This is a genomic window from Chryseobacterium koreense CCUG 49689 (genome assembly GCF_001045435.1).
GTDB classification, from domain to species: domain Bacteria; phylum Bacteroidota; class Bacteroidia; order Flavobacteriales; family Weeksellaceae; genus Kaistella; species Kaistella koreensis.
The window spans coordinates 73,050-95,413 of sequence record NZ_LFNG01000006.1 but is presented as its reverse complement, the minus strand read 5'-3'; the positions used below and the strand labels follow the sequence as shown (position 1 = coordinate 95,413).

The 22,364-nt window shown below is 39.1% G+C and carries 25 protein-coding genes and 3 tRNA genes; 17 read left to right on the top strand and 11 right to left on the bottom strand.

Features of this window, described 5'->3' with window-relative positions; all coding sequences use genetic code 11:
• Window positions 1-2 precede the first annotated feature (2 nt).
• A complete protein-coding gene (locus tag ACM44_RS15935; RefSeq protein ID WP_048499004.1) occupies window positions 3-1,634 on the top strand; it encodes an LIC_10190 family membrane protein in 1,632 nt (543 codons plus the stop codon).
• A 109-nt stretch (window positions 1,635-1,743) separates the two neighbouring features.
• Here ACM44_RS15935 and ACM44_RS05215 read toward each other — a convergent pair whose 3' ends face one another.
• On the bottom strand, window positions 1,744-2,625 hold the full coding sequence (locus ACM44_RS05215; protein WP_160303964.1) for a T9SS type A sorting domain-containing protein: 882 nt from the start codon (window positions 2,623-2,625) through the stop codon (window positions 1,744-1,746).
• A 382-nt stretch (window positions 2,626-3,007) separates the two neighbouring features.
• On the opposite strand from ACM44_RS05215, the gene rplK reads away from it, so the two are divergent.
• The 6 genes from rplK to ACM44_RS05185 all read left to right on the top strand — a co-directional run bounded on the left by rplK (window position 3,008) and on the right by ACM44_RS05185 (window position 6,795).
• Window positions 3,008-3,451 (top strand): 50S ribosomal protein L11, encoded by a 444-nt coding sequence (gene rplK / locus ACM44_RS05210; RefSeq protein ID WP_048499002.1) that lies wholly within the window; start codon window positions 3,008-3,010, stop codon window positions 3,449-3,451.
• An 11-nt stretch (window positions 3,452-3,462) separates the two neighbouring features.
• Window positions 3,463-4,155: a 50S ribosomal protein L1 gene (rplA, locus tag ACM44_RS05205; RefSeq protein WP_048499001.1), complete on the top strand. Its 693-nt coding sequence runs from the start codon at window positions 3,463-3,465 to the stop codon at window positions 4,153-4,155.
• 17 nt (window positions 4,156-4,172) lie between these two features.
• On the top strand, window positions 4,173-4,787 hold the full coding sequence (gene rplJ, locus ACM44_RS05200; RefSeq protein WP_048499000.1) for a 50S ribosomal protein L10: 615 nt from the start codon (window positions 4,173-4,175) through the stop codon (window positions 4,785-4,787).
• Window positions 4,788-4,888: 101 nt separating this feature from the next.
• On the top strand, window positions 4,889-5,260 hold the full coding sequence (gene rplL / locus ACM44_RS05195; RefSeq protein ID WP_048498999.1) for a 50S ribosomal protein L7/L12: 372 nt from the start codon (window positions 4,889-4,891) through the stop codon (window positions 5,258-5,260).
• A 271-nt stretch (window positions 5,261-5,531) separates the two neighbouring features.
• Window positions 5,532-5,918: an START-like domain-containing protein gene (locus ACM44_RS05190; RefSeq protein ID WP_048499175.1), complete on the top strand. Its 387-nt coding sequence runs from the start codon at window positions 5,532-5,534 to the stop codon at window positions 5,916-5,918.
• Window positions 5,919-5,991: 73 nt separating this feature from the next.
• On the top strand, window positions 5,992-6,795 hold the full coding sequence (locus ACM44_RS05185) for an aminotransferase class IV (protein ID WP_048498998.1): 804 nt from the start codon (window positions 5,992-5,994) through the stop codon (window positions 6,793-6,795).
• A gap of 211 nt (window positions 6,796-7,006) precedes the next feature.
• On the opposite strand, the gene ACM44_RS05180 is transcribed toward ACM44_RS05185, so the two are convergent.
• Window positions 7,007-7,555 (bottom strand): YqgE/AlgH family protein, encoded by a 549-nt coding sequence (locus tag ACM44_RS05180; protein WP_048498997.1) that lies wholly within the window; start codon window positions 7,553-7,555, stop codon window positions 7,007-7,009.
• A 52-nt stretch (window positions 7,556-7,607) separates the two neighbouring features.
• Between ACM44_RS05180 and pdxH the strand changes: the two genes are divergently transcribed.
• The gene (gene pdxH / locus ACM44_RS05175) at window positions 7,608-8,252 is read left to right on the top strand and encodes a pyridoxamine 5'-phosphate oxidase (RefSeq protein WP_048498996.1); all 645 of its coding nucleotides are present in this window, start codon (window positions 7,608-7,610) and stop codon (window positions 8,250-8,252) included.
• Between the two features lie 192 nt (window positions 8,253-8,444).
• On the opposite strand, the gene ACM44_RS05170 is transcribed toward pdxH, so the two are convergent.
• Window positions 8,445-8,735: an HU family DNA-binding protein gene (locus ACM44_RS05170; RefSeq protein ID WP_048498995.1), complete on the bottom strand. Its 291-nt coding sequence runs from the start codon at window positions 8,733-8,735 to the stop codon at window positions 8,445-8,447.
• Window positions 8,736-9,132: 397 nt separating this feature from the next.
• Between ACM44_RS05170 and panD the strand changes: the two genes are divergently transcribed.
• Together panD and ACM44_RS05160 are read left to right on the top strand one after the other, a co-directional pair.
• Complete coding sequence (panD, locus tag ACM44_RS05165; protein WP_048498994.1) at window positions 9,133-9,483, top strand: aspartate 1-decarboxylase; 351 nt, start codon at window positions 9,133-9,135, stop codon at window positions 9,481-9,483.
• 25 nt (window positions 9,484-9,508) lie between these two features.
• Complete coding sequence (locus tag ACM44_RS05160; protein WP_048498993.1) at window positions 9,509-10,549, top strand: lysylphosphatidylglycerol synthase transmembrane domain-containing protein; 1,041 nt, start codon at window positions 9,509-9,511, stop codon at window positions 10,547-10,549.
• 9 nt (window positions 10,550-10,558) lie between these two features.
• Here ACM44_RS05160 and ACM44_RS05155 read toward each other — a convergent pair whose 3' ends face one another.
• Together ACM44_RS05155 and ACM44_RS14845 are read right to left on the bottom strand one after the other, a co-directional pair.
• Window positions 10,559-12,073 carry a patatin-like phospholipase family protein gene (locus tag ACM44_RS05155; RefSeq protein ID WP_048498992.1) on the bottom strand — a complete coding sequence of 505 codons (1,515 nt, stop codon included), beginning with the start codon at window positions 12,071-12,073 and terminating at the stop codon, window positions 10,559-10,561.
• Between the two features lie 20 nt (window positions 12,074-12,093).
• Window positions 12,094-13,011 (bottom strand): lysozyme family protein, encoded by a 918-nt coding sequence (locus tag ACM44_RS14845; protein WP_152669301.1) that lies wholly within the window; start codon window positions 13,009-13,011, stop codon window positions 12,094-12,096.
• Between the two features lie 625 nt (window positions 13,012-13,636).
• On the opposite strand from ACM44_RS14845, the gene ACM44_RS05145 reads away from it, so the two are divergent.
• Complete coding sequence (locus ACM44_RS05145; protein WP_048498991.1) at window positions 13,637-15,016, top strand: tyrosine phenol-lyase; 1,380 nt, start codon at window positions 13,637-13,639, stop codon at window positions 15,014-15,016.
• A gap of 383 nt (window positions 15,017-15,399) precedes the next feature.
• On the opposite strand, the gene ACM44_RS05140 is transcribed toward ACM44_RS05145, so the two are convergent.
• On the bottom strand, window positions 15,400-17,598 hold the full coding sequence (locus tag ACM44_RS05140) for a polyribonucleotide nucleotidyltransferase (RefSeq protein WP_048498990.1): 2,199 nt from the start codon (window positions 17,596-17,598) through the stop codon (window positions 15,400-15,402).
• Between the two features lie 198 nt (window positions 17,599-17,796).
• Between ACM44_RS05140 and ACM44_RS05135 the strand changes: the two genes are divergently transcribed.
• Window positions 17,797-18,042 (top strand): GlsB/YeaQ/YmgE family stress response membrane protein, encoded by a 246-nt coding sequence (locus tag ACM44_RS05135; protein ID WP_048498989.1) that lies wholly within the window; start codon window positions 17,797-17,799, stop codon window positions 18,040-18,042.
• A gap of 47 nt (window positions 18,043-18,089) precedes the next feature.
• Here the strand turns inward: ACM44_RS05135 and ACM44_RS05130 are convergent, their stop codons facing one another.
• The 3 genes from ACM44_RS05130 to ACM44_RS05120 all read right to left on the bottom strand — a co-directional run bounded on the left by ACM44_RS05130 (window position 18,090) and on the right by ACM44_RS05120 (window position 19,432).
• Window positions 18,090-18,377: a type II toxin-antitoxin system RelE/ParE family toxin gene (locus ACM44_RS05130; protein WP_048498988.1), complete on the bottom strand. Its 288-nt coding sequence runs from the start codon at window positions 18,375-18,377 to the stop codon at window positions 18,090-18,092.
• Window positions 18,378-18,605, bottom strand: coding sequence for a hypothetical protein (locus ACM44_RS05125; protein WP_048498987.1), 228 nt, complete (start codon window positions 18,603-18,605; stop codon window positions 18,378-18,380). It lies immediately after the preceding gene.
• Between the two features lie 104 nt (window positions 18,606-18,709).
• Window positions 18,710-19,432 carry a hypothetical protein gene (locus ACM44_RS05120; protein ID WP_048499173.1) on the bottom strand — a complete coding sequence of 241 codons (723 nt, stop codon included), beginning with the start codon at window positions 19,430-19,432 and terminating at the stop codon, window positions 18,710-18,712.
• A gap of 60 nt (window positions 19,433-19,492) precedes the next feature.
• Between ACM44_RS05120 and ACM44_RS05115 the strand changes: the two genes are divergently transcribed.
• Entirely contained in the window at window positions 19,493-19,924 is a 432-nt protein-coding gene (locus ACM44_RS05115; RefSeq protein ID WP_048498986.1) for an RNA-binding S4 domain-containing protein, read from the top strand.
• On the opposite strand, the gene ACM44_RS05110 is transcribed toward ACM44_RS05115, so the two are convergent.
• Window positions 19,911-20,429: a shikimate kinase gene (locus ACM44_RS05110; RefSeq protein ID WP_048499172.1), complete on the bottom strand. Its 519-nt coding sequence runs from the start codon at window positions 20,427-20,429 to the stop codon at window positions 19,911-19,913. The genes ACM44_RS05115 and ACM44_RS05110 overlap by 14 nt on opposite strands.
• A gap of 144 nt (window positions 20,430-20,573) precedes the next feature.
• Between ACM44_RS05110 and ACM44_RS05105 the strand changes: the two genes are divergently transcribed.
• From ACM44_RS05105 to ACM44_RS05095, 3 genes are all read left to right on the top strand, one after another.
• Window positions 20,574-20,646: transfer RNA gene (locus ACM44_RS05105), tRNA-Lys, on the top strand.
• Window positions 20,647-20,684: 38 nt separating this feature from the next.
• A tRNA-Leu gene (locus ACM44_RS05100) sits at window positions 20,685-20,767 on the top strand.
• 99 nt (window positions 20,768-20,866) lie between these two features.
• Window positions 20,867-20,939, top strand: a tRNA-Lys gene (locus tag ACM44_RS05095).
• Between the two features lie 88 nt (window positions 20,940-21,027).
• Here ACM44_RS05095 and panC read toward each other — a convergent pair.
• A complete protein-coding gene (panC, locus tag ACM44_RS05090) occupies window positions 21,028-21,876 on the bottom strand; it encodes a pantoate--beta-alanine ligase (RefSeq protein WP_048498985.1) in 849 nt (282 codons plus the stop codon).
• Window positions 21,877-22,047: 171 nt separating this feature from the next.
• Here panC and rpsO point away from each other — a divergent pair, with 171 nt between their 5' ends.
• Window positions 22,048-22,317: a 30S ribosomal protein S15 gene (gene rpsO / locus ACM44_RS05085; RefSeq protein ID WP_048498984.1), complete on the top strand. Its 270-nt coding sequence runs from the start codon at window positions 22,048-22,050 to the stop codon at window positions 22,315-22,317.
• Window positions 22,318-22,364 lie beyond the last annotated feature (47 nt).

Genomic DNA, 22,364 nt, shown 5'->3' with positions numbered 1-22,364 from the left:
CTGTGCTTTCTATTCTTTTTTCAGCAATTGTCTTAATACCCGTTTTTCTCGGATTCGGGCGGGTTTCTTGCAGTTTATTTAAAATCGAGGTTGACGGGATTTCCTTAAAGTTGATTTTGGGAACCCTGTCTATTTCAACCCTTTTTTGTTTGATGGCTTTTTTTGTTCCTTTAAACATCTTTGTCGAGATCCCTTTTCTGGTCTTTGGATTTTGGGCCTTCTTTTATTTTAAAGAATATCGCGGAATCTTGCAATTTGCTCCTAATCATAGAAGTATATTTTTATCGGTAACGGCCATCATTCTATTTTTCGGATCTTTCTATCCATTTATTTTAGACCATTTCGGTTATTATGTTCCCACAATCAGTTGGCTTTCAAAAGTGGGTTTGGTCCAGGGAATTTCGAATTTGGATTTACTCTTAGGACAAATGTCTTTTTGGCATATTTTGCAGGCGGGCTTTTCAAATTTCACAGACTCTTTTTTAAGGCTCAATGCGGTAATCCTTGTCATTTTCCTGATTTATATTTTCGAGAAAAAATCTTGGATTCATCTTGTTTTCCTGCCAATTTTGTTTTTATTCGCACAATCTCCAAATCCGGATTTGCCGATGCTCGTTTTTTCACTGATCGTATTAAATGAGATTTTCCTTGGATATAGGGATTCTTCAGTGCTTTTCCTGATTTCCGTTTTTATATTTGCGGTCAAACCGACCATGATTTGGCTGCCTGTATTGAGCTTTTTATATTCGGTCTTCATGTTGCGGTCTGGTTTGAGAGTATTCTTGCCGGGAAAAATCTTATTATTTTTATTCCTATTCAAGAACATTTGGACCTTTGGGTTTCCAATTTTCCCCGTGCCGTTTCCTGACTTTGGTTTTAGTTGGGCGCCTAATTCCGTTGTTTTGGCAAAATCATCAGATATGGCGATTCTTAAAACCTATGATTTGCAATATACTGTGGAAGAGATCCGGCAATTTTCTACAATGGATTACATCAAAAACTGGCTTTTTTTGGATGGGATCAAAGGTAAAATCCATATGCTTTTTGTGGTAAGTTTAGCGCTATTTCTGCTATTTTCTATTTTAAGAAAATCAAAACTTGTTTGGCTCATTTTCATTTCTATTTTGCTGAAAACTATTATGGTTTTATGGTTCTCGGCACAGTATCGGTTTTTTATCGATGTGTTTTTCGTGATTTTCTTTGTGGTTTTTTGGCAGCGGATTTCAAAGTTCGGCTCGCTGCTGATTTTTTCGATATTAACTTTCATTTTTGGTCTGTTTTTTTGTTTTCCAAAATATTTCCAATCTCAACTTCCGAGTTTTAAGATGAGCGGTTTTATGGGTGGTTTCGTTCCGACTCAGTTTTGTTCACCGGCTGTCTATGAATGGAAAAAGTTTGAAAATCACCAGATCGGAAACCTGAAGTTTAATGTGGTCAAAGATTATCCATTTAGTTTTGATACCCCGATTCCTGCTATTTCTCCCTCTTTTGTCCAGCAATATCTCGATGCAGGAATTTTTCCGCAATTGAAAGGTCCAGATTTTAGAGACGGTTTTGTGTGGAAGAAAATCACTCCATTTGAAAAAGCTAAAATTCAAAGGATTTTAGACTTACATTATGATGAAGGTCGGTAAGTTGACATCGATTCGGCGCCAAATTTTGATCGAATTTTTTAGCCTAAAAAACTGCAACCCATAAGATTGCAGCTCTCTCAAAAATACTAAAATAGATTAAAAAAATGGATTATTTTTTTATGATCCTCATGCTTTCGTGTTTTCCATCGGTATATTTAATGTTTAGAATATAAATCCCAGAATTCAACCCCGATAAATTCATTGCCTTGGAGTTTGAACTTGCCACCATTCTTCCGTCATGATCGAATAGGAATACTTGGGAAATTCCTTTGTCTGTTTTTATCGTGAAGAGATCGTTTGCCGGATTTGGAAAAACCGTGGTCTGCGAAATCCCATTCTCGGTGGAAGCCGAAAGCTGATTGATTGCGGAAACTTTTAAATCATCGAAGTTCAAAGTATGAAGTCCGTCAAATGGATCGGAAGTAAACTGAAATCTGTCTGGGGATTTTCCGGCGGCATCTGAAAATGGACCGAAAGTGGCGCCCTCGATCACAATGTAGGACTGGCCATTATTGGAATTATAAGTCATGGTGCAGTCGTACCATCTGTTTTCCTCGACGTTGGAAAATGTTATTGTTCCGTTGGGATCCATATTTTGGCTTCGGAATAGGAATGAACCACTGCTCGCAAAATAGACCAGTTCACCTACTTTGTAGCGTGTAATTCCGTCGGCAAATACTTGAATCGCGGATTTACCAAATCCCCGGCCAGAAAAAATTTTGAAATCCACTTTCAAAATATTATTTCCAGGACTTCGGGAAGACCAAGGAAGAGCTTTGTGCAAGCCGATTTCATCTAGGGTAGAGCGGTCAAACTGGAGTGATTTTCCGTTGGTCTGATTGGGCAAGTTCACTATTTTTATTTGGTCGGGATTTCCTCCTTCTCTTTCCCAGCCTCTCTGTTTTTCAAATTTTCCCAATGGGTAGTTTTCAAAATTTTCAGATATTAAAGCTTGGCCGAAGATGATGGATCCGGCAAGAATTAACGTCAATAGAATAGAAATTTTTTTCATCACAAACTCCAAATGCTTTCATCAGGTATTTGTGCAAATTTATGATGAAGTGTGGTTGGGAAAACCAGTGAAAACGCCTGATTTATCTGGGTGAAAACACGTTGTTTTGCTGGGTGAAAAGACGCAGAGACACCCGTGAAAACACTGAATTAACTTGACCGGTAATTAAAAAGTGGTGCAACGGATCATGAATCCCATTAATTTAAAAATTCTTTCTAAAAATCAACATCTTACACTTGTGGAATTAAAAATATTTCTTAATTTTGCAGTCCGAAAAGTAAAGTAGAAAGGTGAGATAATCTATTTTGCTGATTTATAAATGCTTCCACATTCATAAATTAAAAAATCTTAAAACAAAAAAATGGCTAAAAAAGTCTTTAAAATGGTTAAACTCCAAGTGAAAGGAGGGGCAGCAAACCCTTCTCCACCGGTAGGTCCAGCTTTGGGTTCTGCAGGTGTGAACATTATGGAGTTTTGCAAACAATTTAACGGAAGAACTCAAGACAAGCCAGGACAGGTTTTGCCGGTAGTAATTACTGTATACGAAGACAAATCTTTTGAATTCGTTATCAAAACTCCTCCTGCTGCAATCCAACTTTTAGATGCTTCTAAGCAGAAAAAGGGTTCCGGAGAGCCAAACAGAGCTAAAGTGGGTTCTGTATCTTGGGATCAGGTTAAAAAAATCGCAGAAGATAAAATGACAGACCTTAACTGCTTCAACATCGATTCAGCAATGACTATGGTTGCAGGTACGGCAAGATCTATGGGATTGAGAGTGACAGGAACTAAACCAACTAACGCTTAATACTTATTGAAATGGCAAAATTAACGAAAAAGCAAAAAGAAGTTGCAAGCAAACTGGAGAAGAACAAAGTCTATAACTTAGACGAAGCTTCTGCTTTGGTAAAAGAACTGAACTATGCGAAGTTTGACGCTTCTGTAGATTTGGCGGTTAGATTGGGAGTTGATCCAAGAAAAGCAAACCAAATGGTAAGAGGAGTTGTTTCCCTTCCGCACGGTACCGGTAAGGATGTGAAAGTTCTTGCTTTAGTTACTCCAGACAAAGAAGCTGAAGCTAAAGAAGCGGGAGCAGACTATGTAGGTCTTGATGAATATCTTGATAAAATTAAAGGAGGTTGGACAGACGTTGACGTTATCGTGACAATGCCTGCCGTAATGGGTAAATTGGGTCCATTGGGTAGAATTTTGGGACCGAGAGGTTTGATGCCAAATCCAAAATCAGGAACCGTAACGATGGAAATCGGAAAAGCTGTTTCTGAAGTGAAATCAGGTAAAATTGATTTTAAAGTTGATAAATACGGAATCATCCACGCAGGAATCGGAAAAGTGTCTTTCGACGCTGCCAAAATCAAGGAGAACGCATCTGAATTAATTCAGACGTTGATCAAGTTGAAACCGACTGCTGCAAAAGGAATTTATGTGAAGTCAATCTACTTGTCTTCTACCATGAGTCCTGGAATTTCAGTTGATACAAAATCTGTAAACTAATTTAAATCCTTAAGACAATGACTAAAGAAAATAAAGTTGTAGCAATACAAGAAATTAAAGATTTGCTTCAGGATGCAAAAGTAGTTTATGTAGCAGATCTAGAAGGGTTAAACGCTCAGAAATCTTCAGATTTCAGAAGGGCTGCCTTCAAGCAAAACATTAAGGTAAAAGTTGTAAAAAACACTTTGCTTCAAAAAGCAATGGAGCAGATTGAAGGAGTTGATTACTCTGAAATGTTCGAAACTTTCAAAGGAAACTCTGCCATCATGATTTCTGAAACAGCAAACGCACCTGCGAAACTGATCAGAGATTTCAGAAAGAAAGAGGTGAAACCAGCTTTGAAATCTGCATTCCTTCAGGAAACTTTCTATGTTGGAGACAACAACCTTGAGATGTTGGCAAACATCAAGTCAAGAGAAGAAATGATCGGAGAAATCATCGGATTGCTTCAGTCACCAATTCAGAGAGTTATTGGCGCATTGCAAAACAAGCCTGAAACTGTAGAAGCAAAAGCAGAAGCTGCAGCTGAACCGGTGGAAGCACCAGTGGTTGAAGCAGAAGCACCAGCAGAAGAAACCGCACCGGAAACTCCGGAAGCAACCGCAGAAGGAGAAGCTCCCGCTGCAGAATAATCTTTGAATTATTCAACCCGCCGGAAGCCAAAAGCCGAAAGCAACCTGAGATTTACTCAAAAAAACAAAAATAAATCGTTCAACAACAAAAACATTACAAAATGTCAGATTTAAAAAATTTAGCTGAAACGCTAGTAAACTTAACAGTAAAAGACGTAAACGAATTAGCTGCAATCCTTAAGGATGAGTACGGAATCGAGCCAGCTGCCGCTGCAGTAGTAGTAGCAGGTGGAGCAGGAGCTGGAGAAGCTGCTGAAGAAAAAACTGAATTCGACGTGATCCTTAAATCAGCTGGAGCTTCTAAATTGGCTGTAGTTAAATTGGTAAAAGATTTAACAGGTGCAGGTCTTAAAGAAGCAAAAGATATGGTAGATGGCGCTCCTGCTCCAATCAAACAAGGTATCTCTAAAGATGAGGCAGAAGCTTTGAAAAAGCAATTGGAAGAAGCTGGTGCAGAAGTAGAATTGAAGTAATTCCTTTTTACATACAATTTGGAACTCCCCAATTTGGGGAGTTTTTTTTGGTTTCCGGCCCAAGGTGAGTTTGACTTTTTGCTCCTGAAATGAGCCAGAATTGGTGACTTGTCAAGACGCCATAAAAGTTCAAAGCGATCTTTTCAGGAGTTACCAGCGAATCCTATCAAATATCATGTTTTTCCATCCGCTTTTCTTCGTTTTTAGTTCAAATAGTTTGTACAAATCAAAATTAAATTTATATATTGCGGCACATAAAAAAGTGAGCAATATGGCGAAAACGAAAGTGCACTACGAATTCCCAATGCACTGTCAGTCAGAGATTTTATATGAATATATGGCGAGTGCGGAAGGACTTTCTGAATGGTTTGCGGATGAGGTAGTAGAAAAGGGAGATGATTTTTTCTTCAGTTGGAATAACGGTCCTTCTGAGAAAGCCACTTTGATCCGATACAAACCGGAAAGTTTCGTTCGTTTCCGCTGGGAAGAAGATGAGGGAACCAAAAATTTCTTTGAAATGACCATTGTGATTGATGACATTACAGAGGATTTATCTTTAAATATAACCGATTTTTGCGATCCCGGAGACGAAAATGAAAACCAGCTCTACTGGGAAAATCTTATAGAAAACCTGCAGATCAAACTGGGAGCCGCATAATTTGATCTATAAACGAACAAACATGATGGACGAGTTTTTCGTTCATTATTTTTTTAGCTAAATCCAAAGCAAAGTGCAAAATTATTTTAGTTCAGAAAATTTTCAGGAAATAAACAGGGCTTTCCTTCTCGGAGATGCGGTGAAGGTATCTTTCTTTGTCCGAAATTCAAAACTAATTTTAGCCGAAGAATGTTATTTTTTCCTGATGTCCTCCATGCGGAAAATGCGGATGGATATTCCGCTGACTTATACCCTGGAATTTTTTCAGGAATTATTCCAAGCTGAAATCATTGACAAAGGAATTTCAAGCGGGATCATCAATTTCATGGCCTACCGAAATTCCACCGAATTGCTGCCGTCTAAAGCGGAAGTAGCGTTTTTTTTTAATGTAGATGAAATTCCAGATATACTATCCCTGCAAAGGGGATTCGAAATGGATATGATCAAGGAAATCAACGTCAATACCAATCTTCTGAGTAGTATTCGGGTGCATTGTCCGGAAAATGTCTATGCTGAAATTTATGCCCAGGAAAATGATTTGGACGATGTCATCCTGCAAAATCCAAATAAACGGATCGCCCGATCAATTTATGGCAATCTCCTTTTCCTGAACGGAAATACCATAAAAATCCCGAAACAGTCAGAAGGTGCCTTGATTTCGCCCTTAATGGAAAGCTTTATCACATTTATTCACAACAATAATTTGGCATTGATTGAATTAAGCGAGATGATAGGCTTTGAATCCCAAAAGGCTGACGAGATCCTAATGATTTCCGATGAAAAAGGAATCTTCCCTGTGATGAAAATCCGAAATAAAACCTTTTCTAAAGATCGTTTCGGCGAAATGATCGAAAAATGGAAATCTAATTTACAGTAATAAAGTCTAAGGAATCTTGATTTTTTTAGGCTTTTCCAGCTTCTTTACACGCTCCCAAAAATTGACAAACCCGATAAACAACAAAAAGGTCATTTACCGGGTTTTAGTTTTTTTATGTTACTATGAAAACGAGAACTTTCAGTACAAATTATGTGGTGGGTTGCTAAAGTTTTGTTAAAGTTACTGATTTAGATTTTTCCGCGATTCAGCATTAATTCATGGAAACATCTTCTGGCGAGTTTGCCCAAAGAAGATATTCTCCGCCAAGATTCTGCATGATGTTTTTCCAGAGGTTTTGATCATTCGGGGAGGTGTAATCCAAATTATAAACATCCACCACGGTCCACATTTTTCGGTGGATCTCACTTTCGAGCTGGTGTGCCGCCCAACCTGAATATCCGGAAAAAACTTTAATATCGCTCACCGAAATTCTTTGGTCTAAAATTGCTGCAACCACGTTTTCTACATCTTCAGAAAGGTAGAACTCCTCAGTAATGTCGGAATAATTTTCCGTGACTTTTTGGGATTTGCAAATAAAGAAAATTTTGTCATTTTCCACCGGTCCGCCTTCGTAAACATCTATATTGAACCCAAAAATATCTAAAAGTCGGGCACTTATATTGTTGTTCTTTTTATTTAGAATCAGGCCGAAAGCGCCATTTTCATTGTGGTCAATGATCAAAACCACCGAGCGGGAAAATATGTCGCCGGAAATATCAGGAGTGGAAATTAATATTTTACCTTTGTAAGAGTAATTCATCTTTGTAATAACGAGTTCTAAAACCTCTTATTCAAAAGTAATAAAAAAATTAATGGAAAACCTTCACGATTACCGAAAAGTTTACGACAAATCTCAACTCCTTGAAAATCAAGTCAGGGAAAATCCCATGCAGCAATTTAGGGACTGGTTTTTGGAAGCTGAAGAAAATCCAAATATTTCGGAGGCGAATGCGGTGTCGGTTTCTACCCTGGAGAAAGACGGCTGCCCAAGAACCAGAATGGTTCTCCTTAAATCATACGATTGGGATGGTTTCGTTTTTTATACCAATTATGAGAGCAGAAAGGGAAAAGCGATCGAACAAACCCATAAAGCATGTTTGCATTTTTTCTGGCCTAGTCTGGAAAGGCAGATCATCATTAAGGCAGATCTGGAGCGGGTTCCCGAAAATATAAGTGATGGATATTTTCATTCCAGACCAAAAGGCAGCCAACTTGGTGCAAAAGTCTCTCCACAGAGCCAGGTTATTCCCAGCAGGGAATTCCTTGAAGAAAAACTCAAAGATCTGGAAGTCGAATTTGAAGGAAAAGAAGTCCCACGACCTGAAAACTGGGGTGGTTATCTGGCAAAGCCTTACGAAATTGAATTTTGGCAGGGAAGACCAAATCGTCTTCATGACAGGATTATTTACGAACTCCAAGAAGATTTTGATTGGAAGATTTCTCGGCTCGCTCCATGAAGTTGGAGCTTCTGAAAGCTTCCGGCAAGAGAAATGGTGAATGATGGAGCTTGCGTTTTAAGCGGCTTTTTTTCCGATATAAGTGAATGGTGCCGAAAAGTGATTGAGCTAATTCAAAAGCAGTTATTGAGGTGTTAAAATCAAAAAACCCCGTCTTTCGACAGGGTTTGATTTTTTAGGTCTAGCGAATGACTATTTTTTCTTTCCACCCATTACCGCTCCAGCTAAATCAGCACCAGCTTTGAATTTGGCAACTTTCTTAGCAGCAATTTTGATCGGTTTCTTAGTTGCAGGGTTAATTCCTTGTCTTGCAGCTCTTTCAGCTACTGAGAAAGTACCGAAACCTACCAAAGAAACTTTTCCGTCTTTTTTCTTCAATGTGCTTGTCACATTAGAAATAAAAGATTCAAGAGCAGCTTTTGCCGCTACTTTTGTGATGCTCGCATCCTTTGCGATTGCGTCGATTAATTCAGACTTGTTCATAATGTAATTATTAAGGTTAGTTTATTATAAAAGCAAATTTAAAACAATTTTCAAATTGTGCAAACTTTTTCGTAAAAATTAATCAAAAATTGACAATATTCATTGAATTAACAAAAATATGCAAATTTCATATTTTTGGTTTTATAACCTTTTGGAGATACTAAGATTGTGCCAATTGCTTTTAAAATGGACTTTTTCGTAAATTTTATTGTGAATTTTTCAGATTGCGAATTATTTAATTTGGCTGTAAATGTTTGTGGATTTCTTTCGGTTTGGTAGCAGCGATAGGCTTTCAAATTGCATCAAGAAGTAGTTATTTTGGCTTTTTACACTTCAAAGTTCGTTTCCGGATTTAATTTATTGGTGCTTTTTTGATTAAAAGCTTTAAATTTGCGCCATGCTAATTGAAGTTTTTAAATCGAAAATTCACAGGGTCCGCGTCACCGAGTCAGATCTTAACTATATTGGAAGCATCACTATTGACGAGGAACTTCTGGAGGCATCCGGAATCATCGTGGGTGAAAGAGTTTTTATCGTGAACGTGAACAATGGGGAGCGATTTGATACTTATGCGATTAAAGGAAGAAGAAAATCCGGCGAAATCTGTCTGAATGGTCCTGCTGCGAGGCTCGTTCAAAAAGGAGATATCATCATCATAATGTCCTATGCAAAGATGACGCCTGAAGAAGCGAAATCCTTTCAGCCAAAAATTATTTTTCCCGACGAAAAAACCAACCTTTTAACCTAGGATTTCTTTCCTTCAAAATTCAATTGTGGAATCCGCCAAAAAGAACAATTCCGTAAAAACCTTTCTCACCATTGCCATTTCATTGTCAATTGCCATGTTTTTTATGTGGCTTGCCGTCCGTGGATTGGAGTTTCAAAAAATTGCCGGGTATTTTGCCAAAGCAAATTATTTTTGGGTTTTGGCAGCTGCAGTTTTCGGGGTTTTGGCGTATTGGTTTCGTGCTATTCGCTGGAACTTATTACTTGAACCACTCGGTTATCGCATATCAAATTCCAATTCTTTCTGGACGATTGCTTTCGGGTATTTGATGAATCTCACGATTCCTAGGAGCGGGGAATTAGCCCGGTCAACAGCACTTTTCGGAGTTGAGAAAGTTCCCGTGGAGAAATCTTTCGGAACCATTATTTTGGAAAGGGTAGTGGATTTGGTCTGCATGTTTGGGTTTCTAGGATTGACCATGGCTTTCAAATACAGTGCAATTGTTTCATTTTATAAGTTTGTCACTGAAGAAAACAACAAAACTGCCGAACCTGCAACTGGAAATAAATTGGTCATTATAGCGGGAATAGTTCTGCTGCTGGGTGTTTTGTTTTTTATTTTCCGGAAAAATTTGGAGAAGTTTGCGATTTACAAAAAGGTTGTAGATTTTGGCAAAGGAATTTTCCACGGACTGACTTCGATTTTTAAGCTTAAACAAAAAGTTCGTTTTATTTTGCTTTCCGCCGCGATTTGGATCTGCTATTATTTGGCGGCTTATCTTGTTTGTTTTGCGCTGCCGGAAACTTCAAACTTCACCTTTGCGGATGGTTTTTTCATCATTGTGGTGGGAACTTTAGGTATGATGGTACCGGCTTCAGGTGGAATTGGTGCTTTCCATCTTGCATTAAAATTAGGCATTATGGCTCTGTTTCTTTCGATGGGGAAAAACCCGGATGAAGGTGCGGAAGTTGGACTTTCTTATGCTTTCATTTCGCACACCATGCAGCTTGTCATTATGATTGTAATGGGCGTGATTTCCATTCCTTTTTTGGCGAAATCCAGAGCGGCTCTTGGTAATGGCAATTAATTCTGGATTCTAGGTGTTGTTTTCAAAAAAAACTTTTGCGCGGTTCATTTTGTAGTCAAACCAGTCGAACTCGTCCATAAATTTGATCGCTGATTCTACCCCCTTTAGGAAGAGTGCTCTTTTGGTTTTCTCGTCCATATTGAAATCGAGCCAGTTTGCGTTGGTCAAATAGGTGTCGATATCTGCAATGCTGAATTTTTCGTAGAAATTATTTTTGGTGAGAAAATCTTTGTCGTAATTATTTTTCATGGTGTTTAAGATTCTTCCGGCATAGTTTCCCAGGTTTTTAATTTCGGTTTCCGCGTTTGGTTTGGAGTCATTTATTCTGATTCCGAAAATCGGTACCCGCGGAATGATGATCCTGTGATTATGAAAAATGCTGATGGGAAAATTAGAAATGGAGCCACCATCTACAAATATTCCTTTATTTGGAATTTCATTTTGATAGACAAAAATCTTTTCCCAGCTCTCCACAATTTTGAGATCCGAGCGATCGATTTTCTGAATAACAGGTTCGAAAAACAAGGGAATCGCCATGGAAGCGCGAACAAAAACCGCCGGATTCACATCAAAATTGGGATTACTCCAGTAAAGTCCGGCCTGTGCGGGAAATTCAATTTTCCTTTCGGATGAAATATCCACCGTAATAAAGGTGTAGTCTGCAGTGAGGTTCTTTAGGGTGAAGACACTTTGTAAATTGGTATGGTATTGCTCATTCAGGACATCCATGATGTTCTGATTTTCATCTACGTGTTCGCTCCTGGCCAGGAATTGATAATTTGAATTTCCTTCCACGGTACCATCTTCATTGATTACAAATTTTGCGATGCGGTCCAGTTGGAGTTTTCTGGATATACCTTTTTTTTGCAGATTTTCGACCAGGAATTTCAGGAATATGCTCCCTGAATTAACCCCATAATTGGCCTTTTTAAAACGCATGTACAGATAGACATTGATGGCGACAAATAGGGCCAAAATTCCAAGTGCAACCCAAAATGTAGCACTTGGTATAAGATCGAAAATGTGAAGTATTGGAAATAAAACCATTAGAAATAGCACCAATGCCACAAAGATGAAAACCGTGGTCTGTAACCAGCCATCTTTAGAAATAATGCTTTTGACCGCACGTCTTGCGATCCGGTGACCATCCACAAATGAAAACATATCCATGTTTTTTACAATCTGGAAGAGTTCGGGAGTTGCAGGACATTCCTTGTTTTTTCCTAAAGCAGCCATGAACAAGGTGTTGATGGCGCCTGCGCTAGTTCCTGCAAGCCGGAGAAAACGAATGCCCAGAAATTCCAGCACAAAACAGAATCCTACCAAGGAAATTCCCAATGTTCCGCCGCCTTCCTGTACCAGCTCGGCAAATTGAAACCTGCTGTCATCTTTATCCTTCGTATAAACGTCGGAATAAGTTTTGTTTTGCGCTTTCAGGGCATTCAATTTGCTTACCAGCTCCTTTCCTTCATCATCTTCGCCAATGTAATACAGTATTTCAGAAAAATCGTAAATATTCATCATTATTTTTTTTACTTGAAAAATTAAGCGAAAATGTAATCTTGAGTCCGGACAAAATATTTTGCATTCTCAACTAAGATTGCCTCGCGTTCCCGCCTCAGAAGGAGTCCGCGCATATTGGGTTTGTCTTGCCACAGTCTTTTCATTTTGCGAATTTCATTGGCAATTCCAGGCAGATTTTTCGACTTGACCAGTCCTGCGATATTCTTCATTTCTATTCTGGTGTCGCCGACCAGTGAACCGCCGCGGTTGTAAACCAGCGAAAGCAACGCTCCTTGAGCATCCGGAGGAAGAAGCTCTATGCCGGGATAAACATTGGCCGTCTCTCTCGCATAAGTCGGTACAGAGGATACATAAAATACCGATATAGCATCGTCATAAGGGATCTCGATCTGTCTTAATGATGAATTTAATGCATTTTTTGCCGTATCGCCTTTTAATCCGATCACGTTTTTCAGCATGTTGAGTTTATTTTCACTAACCGAATTTTTCCAGTCTTTTTCAAATTGTTGTTTGGTAACATATCCCAGGTCATAACCGATTCCGATGGTGATTCCGCTGTTTCCTTGCGGCCAAATCGGGAATTTGTATTTGGAATTATAGGATGCCCGTGAACTGATCTCACTTTCAATAACCAGCTCAAGCGATTTTTTTGAAACGATCATTCTAGCTCCGGAAGGGATTACGGGCAGTTTTTCGGTGAGGAACATTTCAATTTTGGTGGTGGTGTTCACTCCAAAAATACCGTCAATGGCTTTTCCGGTGAAGCCGAGTAATCTTTGGATGTTCTTCTTTTTTTCTTCCAGGTTGAAGTCGGTGATTAAACCCCCTAAAAGTATTTCAAGTTGATTGCAGGTTGCTAAGTCAAAAATACCTGTTTCAGTGACGGAAAGTTTTTTCTGGATTTCTTTAATTCTTGTTTCTAATGGATTTGTCGGCATGGCTGTTAATTTTTTGTTGGTTTTTTTTCTAATGATGTTCAATACATTCAGCCCATAAAATTAGAAAGAACCACATCAATAAATAGTAGTGAAAAAACCCTTTTTTCAAACAAATTGATTTTTTTATTTAAAATGGAAAGCTTTTTAATGGAAATTTTAGGCATGCAGCAATATGAAGAACCCACAGAAGTGAAGTTTTTAGTTCAATATTTTTCATTGAAGTGATTTGATTCTTTTGGTTTTTCTGAAGCCGATCTATCTATCCGTTTTTTTTTCAATGTTTCCCGCAATTTGTGGTACGGTACCAACATGGTTTTTCGCAAAATTGCTCGATTTATCATTTTATTTTTATTTAATCCTGTTTGTGGAATGAGGTCAATATTATGACGCAAATCACAAAATCTATGTTATTATATTCCTTAAATTTGTTCAGTTTCAAACCTTATGGGAACAGCAGAACTACACTTCTTAAAATTTTTCGAAAGTACTTTCGATATATTTTCGTTGCTGCTCTATAAGAAATTTCTGCGCAAACCCACCTGATTTGATTTTACATTTTCGGACAACATGGATTTTCAGCTGAATATCCAACTATTTATTATGTTTAAAATTTAAAATCAAAAAAATGCAACTAAAAAGAGATAGCTGGGCAGAACCCTACAAAATAAAAATGGTGGAACTTTTGAAAATGACCACCCCAGAACAAAGAAGAAAAGCACTGGAAGACGCCGGTTTCAACACTTTTCTGCTGAGATCAGAAGATGTATATATCGACCTTTTAACCGATTCCGGAACCAGCGCGATGAGTGACGAACAGTGGAGCGGCATGATGCGTGGCGACGAAGCTTATGCAGGAAGTAAAAACTATTACAATCTGGAAAAAGCGGTTTACGAAGTATATGGTTATAAATATTTGGTTCCAACCCATCAAGGTCGTGGTGCGGAAAATATACTTTCGCAAATCATGATTAAACCCGGCGATATTGTTCCCGGAAATATGTATTTCACCACCACTAGATTGCATCAGGAACTGGCAGGAGCCGTCTTTCACGATGTAATTATCGACGAAGCACACGATTCCAATTCGGAATATCCTTTCAAAGGTGATGTGGATTTAGGCAAAGTTGAAAAACTGGTTCAGGAATATGGTGCTGAAAAAATTCCATACATCTGTGTCGCAGTTACCGTAAATCTTGCAGGTGGGCAACCGGTTTCCATGAAGAACCTGAAAGAACTTCGTGCATACACCCATGAAAAAGGCATCAAAATCATGCTCGATATGACCAGAATTGCTGAAAATGCCTATTTCATCCAACAAAAAGAAGAAGGTTACCGACTGAAAACCATCGCGGAAATCGTGAAAGAAATCTGCAGTTACACAGACGGAGCTACGTTCTCCGGAAAAAAAGATGCGTTGGTCAATATTGGAGGATTTTTGGCTTTGAATGATTTTGACAAATTCGAAGAAGCCCGAAATATGGTCGTGGTTTATGAAGGTTTGCACACCTATGGCGGTTTGGCCGGAAGAGATATGGAGGCGATGGCAATCGGGATTTATGAAAGTGTTCAGGATGAGCACATGAAAGCCAGAATCGGACAGGTAATTTACCTCGGTGACAAAATGCGGGAATTCGGAGTCCCGGTTGTGAAACCAATTGGCGGACACGGAATTTTTGTGGATGCAAAACAGTTTTTGCCCCACATCAACCAAGATGATTTCCCGGCGCAGACTTTAGCTGCAGAAATTTATCTGGATGCCGGAATCAGGACCATGGAAAGAGGAATTGTTTCAGCCGGAAGAAATTCGAAAGGTGAAAACTATCACCCAAAATTGGAACTTGTGCGTTTTACCATTCCAAGAAGAGTTTATACACAAGCCCACATGGACGTGATCGCCGAATCTACCGCGCGAGTTTATGAAAGAAGAAACCAGATCAAAGGTTTGAAAATGATTTACGAACCTAAATATTTGAGGTTTTTCCAGGCGAGGTTTGAGCAGCTATAATTGAATTAATCCTTCCGGGATTTCAAATCCTAGAAATATTTAAAGACAGAACCCTTTCGGATATTTAAACTCCGGGAGGGTTTTTTCATTGGCTTTTAACCTAGTTTCACTCTTTTGAATCCGAGGCGAAATTTTCTTAATAATGGACCTGCAAAACTACATCAGGCGGATTCCTTCCACATGGTGAGCAAATAAAATTACCAGGTTCAATGATAGCTCTTCGAAAACTTTCCACGCTTACTCTTGATGCTTTTTAGCATTAGAAAATTTAAAATCGATTCAGATTTCAAAAGGTGTCTTCTAATACAAAAATCCCGCTTAAAAGCGGGACTTCTATCAATTTTCGCAAATCCCAAAACGGGATTGGCAAAATTATTTAAGCATTATTTTTCACCTTCATTCTGTGGCTTTTGGTTTTCACCATTCCCATTTCTCGGTCTGTCCTGTCTTGGTTTGTCGCCTTCAGGTCTTGGAGGTCTTGGCAGAAGCACTTTTCTGGAAAGTTTCATTTTCTTGCGGTCATCATAACCCATGAATTTCACTTCCACTTCGTCGCCTTCCGCGTAAGGAACTTTGTCCAGTCTTCTCCATTCGATTTCGGAAATATGGAGGAGTCCTTCTGTTCCTTTTGCAATGGCTACAAATGCGCCGAAATCCATTACTTTCACCACTTTTCCTTTGTAAACTTCTCCTACAACCGGTACGAAAGTGATTTCGTTGATCGCTGCAATGGTTGCGTTGATGTTTTCTCTGCTCACTCCGGAAATCTCGATTCTTCCGATTTCGCCAATTTCTTCAATCGCAATCACGGTTTCGAAATCTTTCTGCATCTGCTGAATGATTTTTCCACCAGGTCCGATTACCGCACCAATGAAGTCTTTTGGAATTTCCAGAACTTCCATTTTCGGAGCGTGTGGTTTCACATCGGCTCTTGGTTTATCGATGGTTTTCAGGATTTCTCCTAGGATATGCAACCTTCCTTCTTTTGCCTGGTTCAAGGCAGTCGTCATGATGTCCATTGTCAATCCCTGGATTTTGATGTCCATTTGGCAAGCGGTGATTCCGTCAGCTGTTCCTGTGACTTTAAAGTCCATGTCTCCAAGGTGGTCTTCGTCACCAAGAATGTCTGAAAGTACGGTGAATTTTCCCGATTTTGGATCAGTAATCAATCCCATCGCAATTCCGGAAACCGGTTTTGAGATCTGCACACCGGCATCCATTAGCGCCAAAGTCCCCGCACAAACCGTCGCCATTGAAGATGAACCGTTGGATTCCAAGATATCGGAAACGATTCTGATGGTGTAAGGATTTTCAACAGGAATCATGTTTTGAAGCGCTCTTTGAGCCAGATTTCCGTGACCTACTTCTCTACGCGAAGTTCCTCTCAAAGGTCTTGCTTCACCGGTGGAGAATGGCGGGAAATTGTAGTGCAGGAAAAACTTTTGATCGTATTGAGATGCCACCGAATCCACCATGTTTGCATCTTTGATGGAGCCTAAAGTTACCGCGGTCAACGATTGAGTTTCCCCTCTCGTGAAAATCGCAGAACCATGTGCTCCCGGAAGATAATCGATTTCTGACCAAATCGGACGAATTGTTTGCGGATCACGACCATCCAAACGAACTTTTTCGTTCAGGATCATTTGTCGCATAGCTTCCTTCTCTACGTCGTGGTAGTATATTTTAGCGAACGGCTCTACTTCCGCTCTTTCTTCTTCTGAATACTGCGAAAGGAACTCCTCCAAAACCGCAGCGAAGTTATCATGTCTTTCTTCTTTTGCGGAAGGGGTTTTCGCTATATCGTAAACTTTTTCGTAAGTTTCTTTCCAAACCTTTTCACGGATTTCCTCGTTGTGGTTTTCGTGGGAATATTCTCTTTTTGGGAATGCTTTTCCCACTCTTTCCGCCAATCTTTCCTGGGCAGCGATTTGAACTTTAATCTCTTCGTGGGCATATTGAATCGCTTCAATCATTTCCGCTTCCGAAATTTCGTCCATGATTCCTTCCACCATCACGATGGAATCTTTCGTTGCGCCTACCATGATGTCGATGTCGGCTTTTTTCAGATTTTCGAAACTTGGGTTCACAGAGAGTTCACCGTCGATTCTCACCACTCTCACTTCGGACATAGGTCCATTGAAAGGGATATCCGTAATTGCGATGGCTGCAGATGCCGCTAAACCGGCCAAATCTTCCGGCATGGCTTCTTTGTCATAGGAAATCAGGGAAATCATCACCTGAACTTCAGCGTGGAAATCTTCCGGAAAAAGCGGACGTAGAACCCGGTCCACCAATCTCATGGTCAAAATTTCCTCATCGGAAGGTCTTGCTTCTCTTCTGAAGAAATTGCCCGGAATTTTACCTCCTGCGTAGAATTTTTCTCTGTAATCTACCGTCAGCGGAAGGAAATCCACTCCCGGATTGGCGTCTTTGTTGGCTACAACTGTTGCAAGAAGCATCGTTCCGCCACATTTTACGACCACAGAACCGTTTGCCTGTTTTGCGAGCCGTCCTGTCTCGATGGAGATTTCTCTCCCGTCTTTCAACTGAAATTTTTCAATAATTGCTTCTGGAGCATTCATAAAATAAAACTGTCTTTTGCACTCCGTATTGAGTGCGTTAATATTTAATCTCTTTAAATTTTCGTGTGCAAAGATAGGGAAAAACGCTGGAATTCTTTAAGATAGTTTTGGTTGATATGATGAACTTTCAGTTGGTTTGATTTTACGCTTGGCATAAAATTGGAATTTTAATTTGTCAAATCACTAAAAAATATTATTATGGGAATTTTATGGACATTAATCATCGGTGCAGTTGCAGGATGGTTGGGCGCTCAGATTTTTAGGGGCGGAAGTTTAGGTTTAATTGGCAATATTATTGTCGGAATTGTGGGCGGTTTCATCGGCTATTGGTTATTGGGAACCACTTTTGGTACAGAAATTATCGGCCAGATTCTTACCGGAGCAGTTGGAGCAATCATTTTGCTGGCAATTGTTAATTTAGTAACCCGCGGAAGAGCGGCGTAAATGCTTACCTTTTTAAAAAGCAAAAGCAACCCGGACTAGGGTTGCTTTTAATTTTTATTTTTAGGATTTCTGCTGGTATGAAAAACCGAATAGATTACTATCCTGAATTCATGAATTTCATAGACAATGACAAATGGGAATTTTTTAATATATGCTTCACGAACTTCACCCAATTTCTTCTGAAAGTGGGCAGGGTTTTCTTCGATTTTGTCTAAATATTCTTTAACAGTTTCAATGAATTTTTTCCCCAACCCTTTTGATTTCATTTCATAAAATTCATACGCATCTTCGATTTCAAAAACTGCTTTATCCCTAAAAATTAATTGATATTCCATTTAGGAAATCTTTTGCTCGATTCTCTTTTTCACTTCATCGTAGCTGAAATATACCCCTTCACCACTTAAATATTCTGTTCTTCTTTCGGCAACAATTTTGATTTGTTCCTCAGATAAAAAGGTAGTTTCCTCCTTCTGAAAAATTGCTCTAATTTTTTTTAAAACAGATATTTTGTCGGTATTCATTAGCATTTCGATAAGTTCTAACTTTTCCAAATTGATATCCATGACTTCAAAATTATGATTCAAAGATAATAATAAAAGCAACCCGGACTAGGGTTGCTTTTAAATTTATCAAAAGAATTTTTCAAGCTTTTCGGTTTTAGTCCTGATCAGGGAATAACCCTGGGTGTGGTTTTATAAACCTGGAAATTGAAGATGAAGCTTCTGTTCCTGAAGGAAATATTAGAATAATTAAAATGTGGATCTCTGGCAAATGCTGCTCTGGATGGAACAATGATCACACCTTGCAGATTGTAGTTGTCTTCATCAGGAATGTCAAAGGCTCTGAATTTCTGGAGTGCCTCCCGAAATCCTTCAATCTCATAATAAGAATGGTCATAACTGGTTCCATATTTTGTATTAAAAGCTGCTAATACTGAGTTTTTCACATAGTAATAAGCAGGGTCAACTTCCGGGTTTCCTGTAGAAACTGTATTTCTGAATGGATAAGACGAACCGAATTTCACTTTGCCATCTGTACTTTGTGCCACATAGGTGGTTGCGATATTCATCAGCCTCAAGCTGTCTTTGTCACCGATTTCGGTGCCGGGAACTGGTTGTGAACTTGCTTTCTTTACATAAACCACACCAGAAGGCAGGGTAACCGGATTTAGGTCAAATAATTTAGTATTCACCGTGTCGGTTTCCACAAAATCCTTTACATTTCCCCTTGCATCAAGGTAGTGCGTCTTCAGGAATTCTACTATGGCTTGATCGTCGTATGTGTTTTGAGTTTCTATGCTTACTTCTGGTTCAGTAGAAGTGGGGTCGTCTTTTCTACATGAAATCACTGAGATTGTTGCCAAAATCAGGAGTAAGATTGTCTTTTTCATATTCAATTTTATCATTAAATTGCTGAGATTTTTTTAATACGGCAAAAGTATAAATAAAATATGAGAATAGATAAATTTTTGTGGTGTGTGCGCTTTTACAAAACCAGAAGCATTGCAGCCGATGAAATTAAGAAAAACAGGGTATCTGTGGGCGGCCAGGTTGTAAAATCTTCCAAAGAAGTGAAAATCGGCGATCTCCTTAAAATCAGAAAAAACCAGATCGATTACCAAATAAAGATTTTGGAAATCCCCAAAAGCAGAATCGGCGCAAAACTGGTTCCACTGCATATCCAGGATCGAACGGAAAAAGAACAGTACGAGATTTTGAGGTTGAGGAAAATGTCTCAGGATTATTACCGAACGAAAGGAGAGGGAAGGCCCACCAAAAAAGACAGAAGAGATTTGGAGGATTTCACCTCCGATGAGCTTACTTTGGAAAATACCGATTGGGATTTCTTCTTCAGCGATTTGGAGGATTCTAACGAGGATTAAAAAGTGCCCGGATTTCGGAGGAAATTTCGTCAGGGTTTTTGTGGTCAGTATCCACCGTGAATTTTGCCCTGCTGTAAAAGTGATTTCTCTCGAAGAGGTGCTTTGCTATAAATTCTGGCAGGTCGTCATCATTAATTTTTGCGATTATAGGCCGTCTCGATTTTTGCCTTGCAAGCCTATTAGCTAAAGTTCCGACAGAGGTGCGCAAAAAAACGCTTTCCGTGTTTTGGTTGATGATTTCCATGTTGTTGTAATAAGCCGGAGTTCCTCCGCCAACACTTAAAACGCAGTTTTTTTCCTTTGCCAGGATTTCCTCCAATTTTTCGCGTTCGGCCCGTCTGAAAAACAGCTCGCCTTTCTTTTCGAAAATTTCTGAAACCGGCATCTTGTACTGCAAAGAAATTTCCTTATCGAGATCAATTAATTTCAAATCCATTTCCTGGCTCAATAGTTTGGAAATGTGTGATTTGCCGCTTCCCATGTATCCGATGAGTGAAATGATCATTTTTGAATTTTTCACAAATTTCTAAAAAAATTTTGAGATTTTAAAAAAAGACTTATCTTTGCACCACCAAAAATTAATGGATAAATAAATACTTGACGCTTTGTCAGTCAAGATTTGTGAATTATCAATTACAAATTTGTGACAGACCTGGTAGCTCAGCTGGTAGAGCAATACACTTTTAATGTATGGGTCCTGGGTTCGAATCCCAGCCAGGTCACAAGTAAAGAAATTCCGTAAGATTTACGGTTTTTTTTTGCCTGCGTGGTGAAATTGGTAGACACGCCATCTTGAGGGGGTGGTTTCCTATGGATGTGCTGGTTCGAGTCCAGTCGCAGGCACGACAAATTCTTTCAGGAATTATGAAGAATTAAAAATGAATAATTTTTCTTTCGTCTGATTTCCGAATTTATTAATGCTTAATTATTCATCATAATTAAGACCTGGTAGCTCAGCTGGTAGAGCAATACACTTTTAATGTATGGGTCCTGGGTTCGAATCCCAGCCAGGTCACAATTTACTTCTAGGAGTAAATTTTTTTCATATTAATATTTTGTGATTTGGTGTCCAAAAGCTTTCTGACCAGGAAGCTTTTGGCTTTTTAAGTAAGGTGCATATTGTCTATTAAACGCACGTCTCCCACGAAAACCACGATAAAGGCGCGGTACTTTTTGTCCTGGTAAAAAAAGTCGGTTTCTTTCAAAGTGTCTTCATCGGCAATTTCGAAATACTCTAGCTTCATTTCTTTTTGGTCTTCGAAGATCTCCTGAACCCGTCTGTAGATTTCGGGAATGGTGATGATTCGGAACCAATCGTTGACTTTGACCAGAGTCTGGTGGATGAGTTTCGCGGGTTCTCTTTGCTGTGGACTCAATCTTTCATTTCTAGAACTCATCGCAAGCCCGTTTTTTTCCCGATAGATAGGTACTCCGTGGATATGAACCGGAAGATTCTGTTTTTCAACCAGTTTTTTGATGATGGCCAGCTGCTGATAATCTTTTTCCCCAAAATAGGCATTGTCCGGCTTTACCTGGCGGAACAATTTTTCAACCACCGTGCCAACTCCGTCGAAATGTCCCGGGCGGAATTTGCCTTCCATCTCATTTTCCAAACCATCAAAATCATATTGCTGACTGCTCAAACCTTCAGGATAAATATCGCTCACTTCCGGAATATAAACCGCATCCACGAATCCACAATCCTTCAAAATTTCGATATCTTTTTCTATATTTCTGGGATATTTTTCCAGATCTGTGGGATTGTTGAACTGTGTGGGATTCACAAAAATGGAGGAAATTACCAGATCGTTCTCTTTTTCGGCCGCTTCATACAGGGAGATATGACCCAGGTGAAGAGCTCCCATCGTGGGTGCAAATCCAATCTTTTTTCCCATTTCCTTCTGTCTTTCAATATAGTTTCGAAGGCTTTGCTGGTCGCGAAAAATTTCCATAGTTTATTTTAATAGACCGTGTAAAAATAGAAAATTTTGATAAAAAATGAGATGGGGGAAATATAAATTTCGTTCTTTTCTTTTTTCCCCGATCCAAATTCTACTTTGTGAATTAAGAAAATAGTTGTAATTTTGCAGCCGTTACATAATAATCATTAAAATAATATTGGAATGTACTTAACAACTGACAAGAAGAAAGAAATCTTCGCAAAACACGGAAAGTCTGATGCAGACACAGGAAGCGCAGAAGGACAAGTAGCCCTTTTCACTTTCAGAATCAATCACTTATCTCAACACCTGAAAAAAAACCAAAAGGATTTCAACACTGAAAAATCTTTGGTGAAACTGGTAGGTAAAAGAAAGAGACTTTTGGATTACCTTAAGCAAAAAGATATCGCACGATACAGAGCGATTATTGCGGAACTTGGTTTAAGAAAATAATCTTCCGAAAAAGAAAATAAGCAACTCAGAAATGGGTTGCTTTTTTT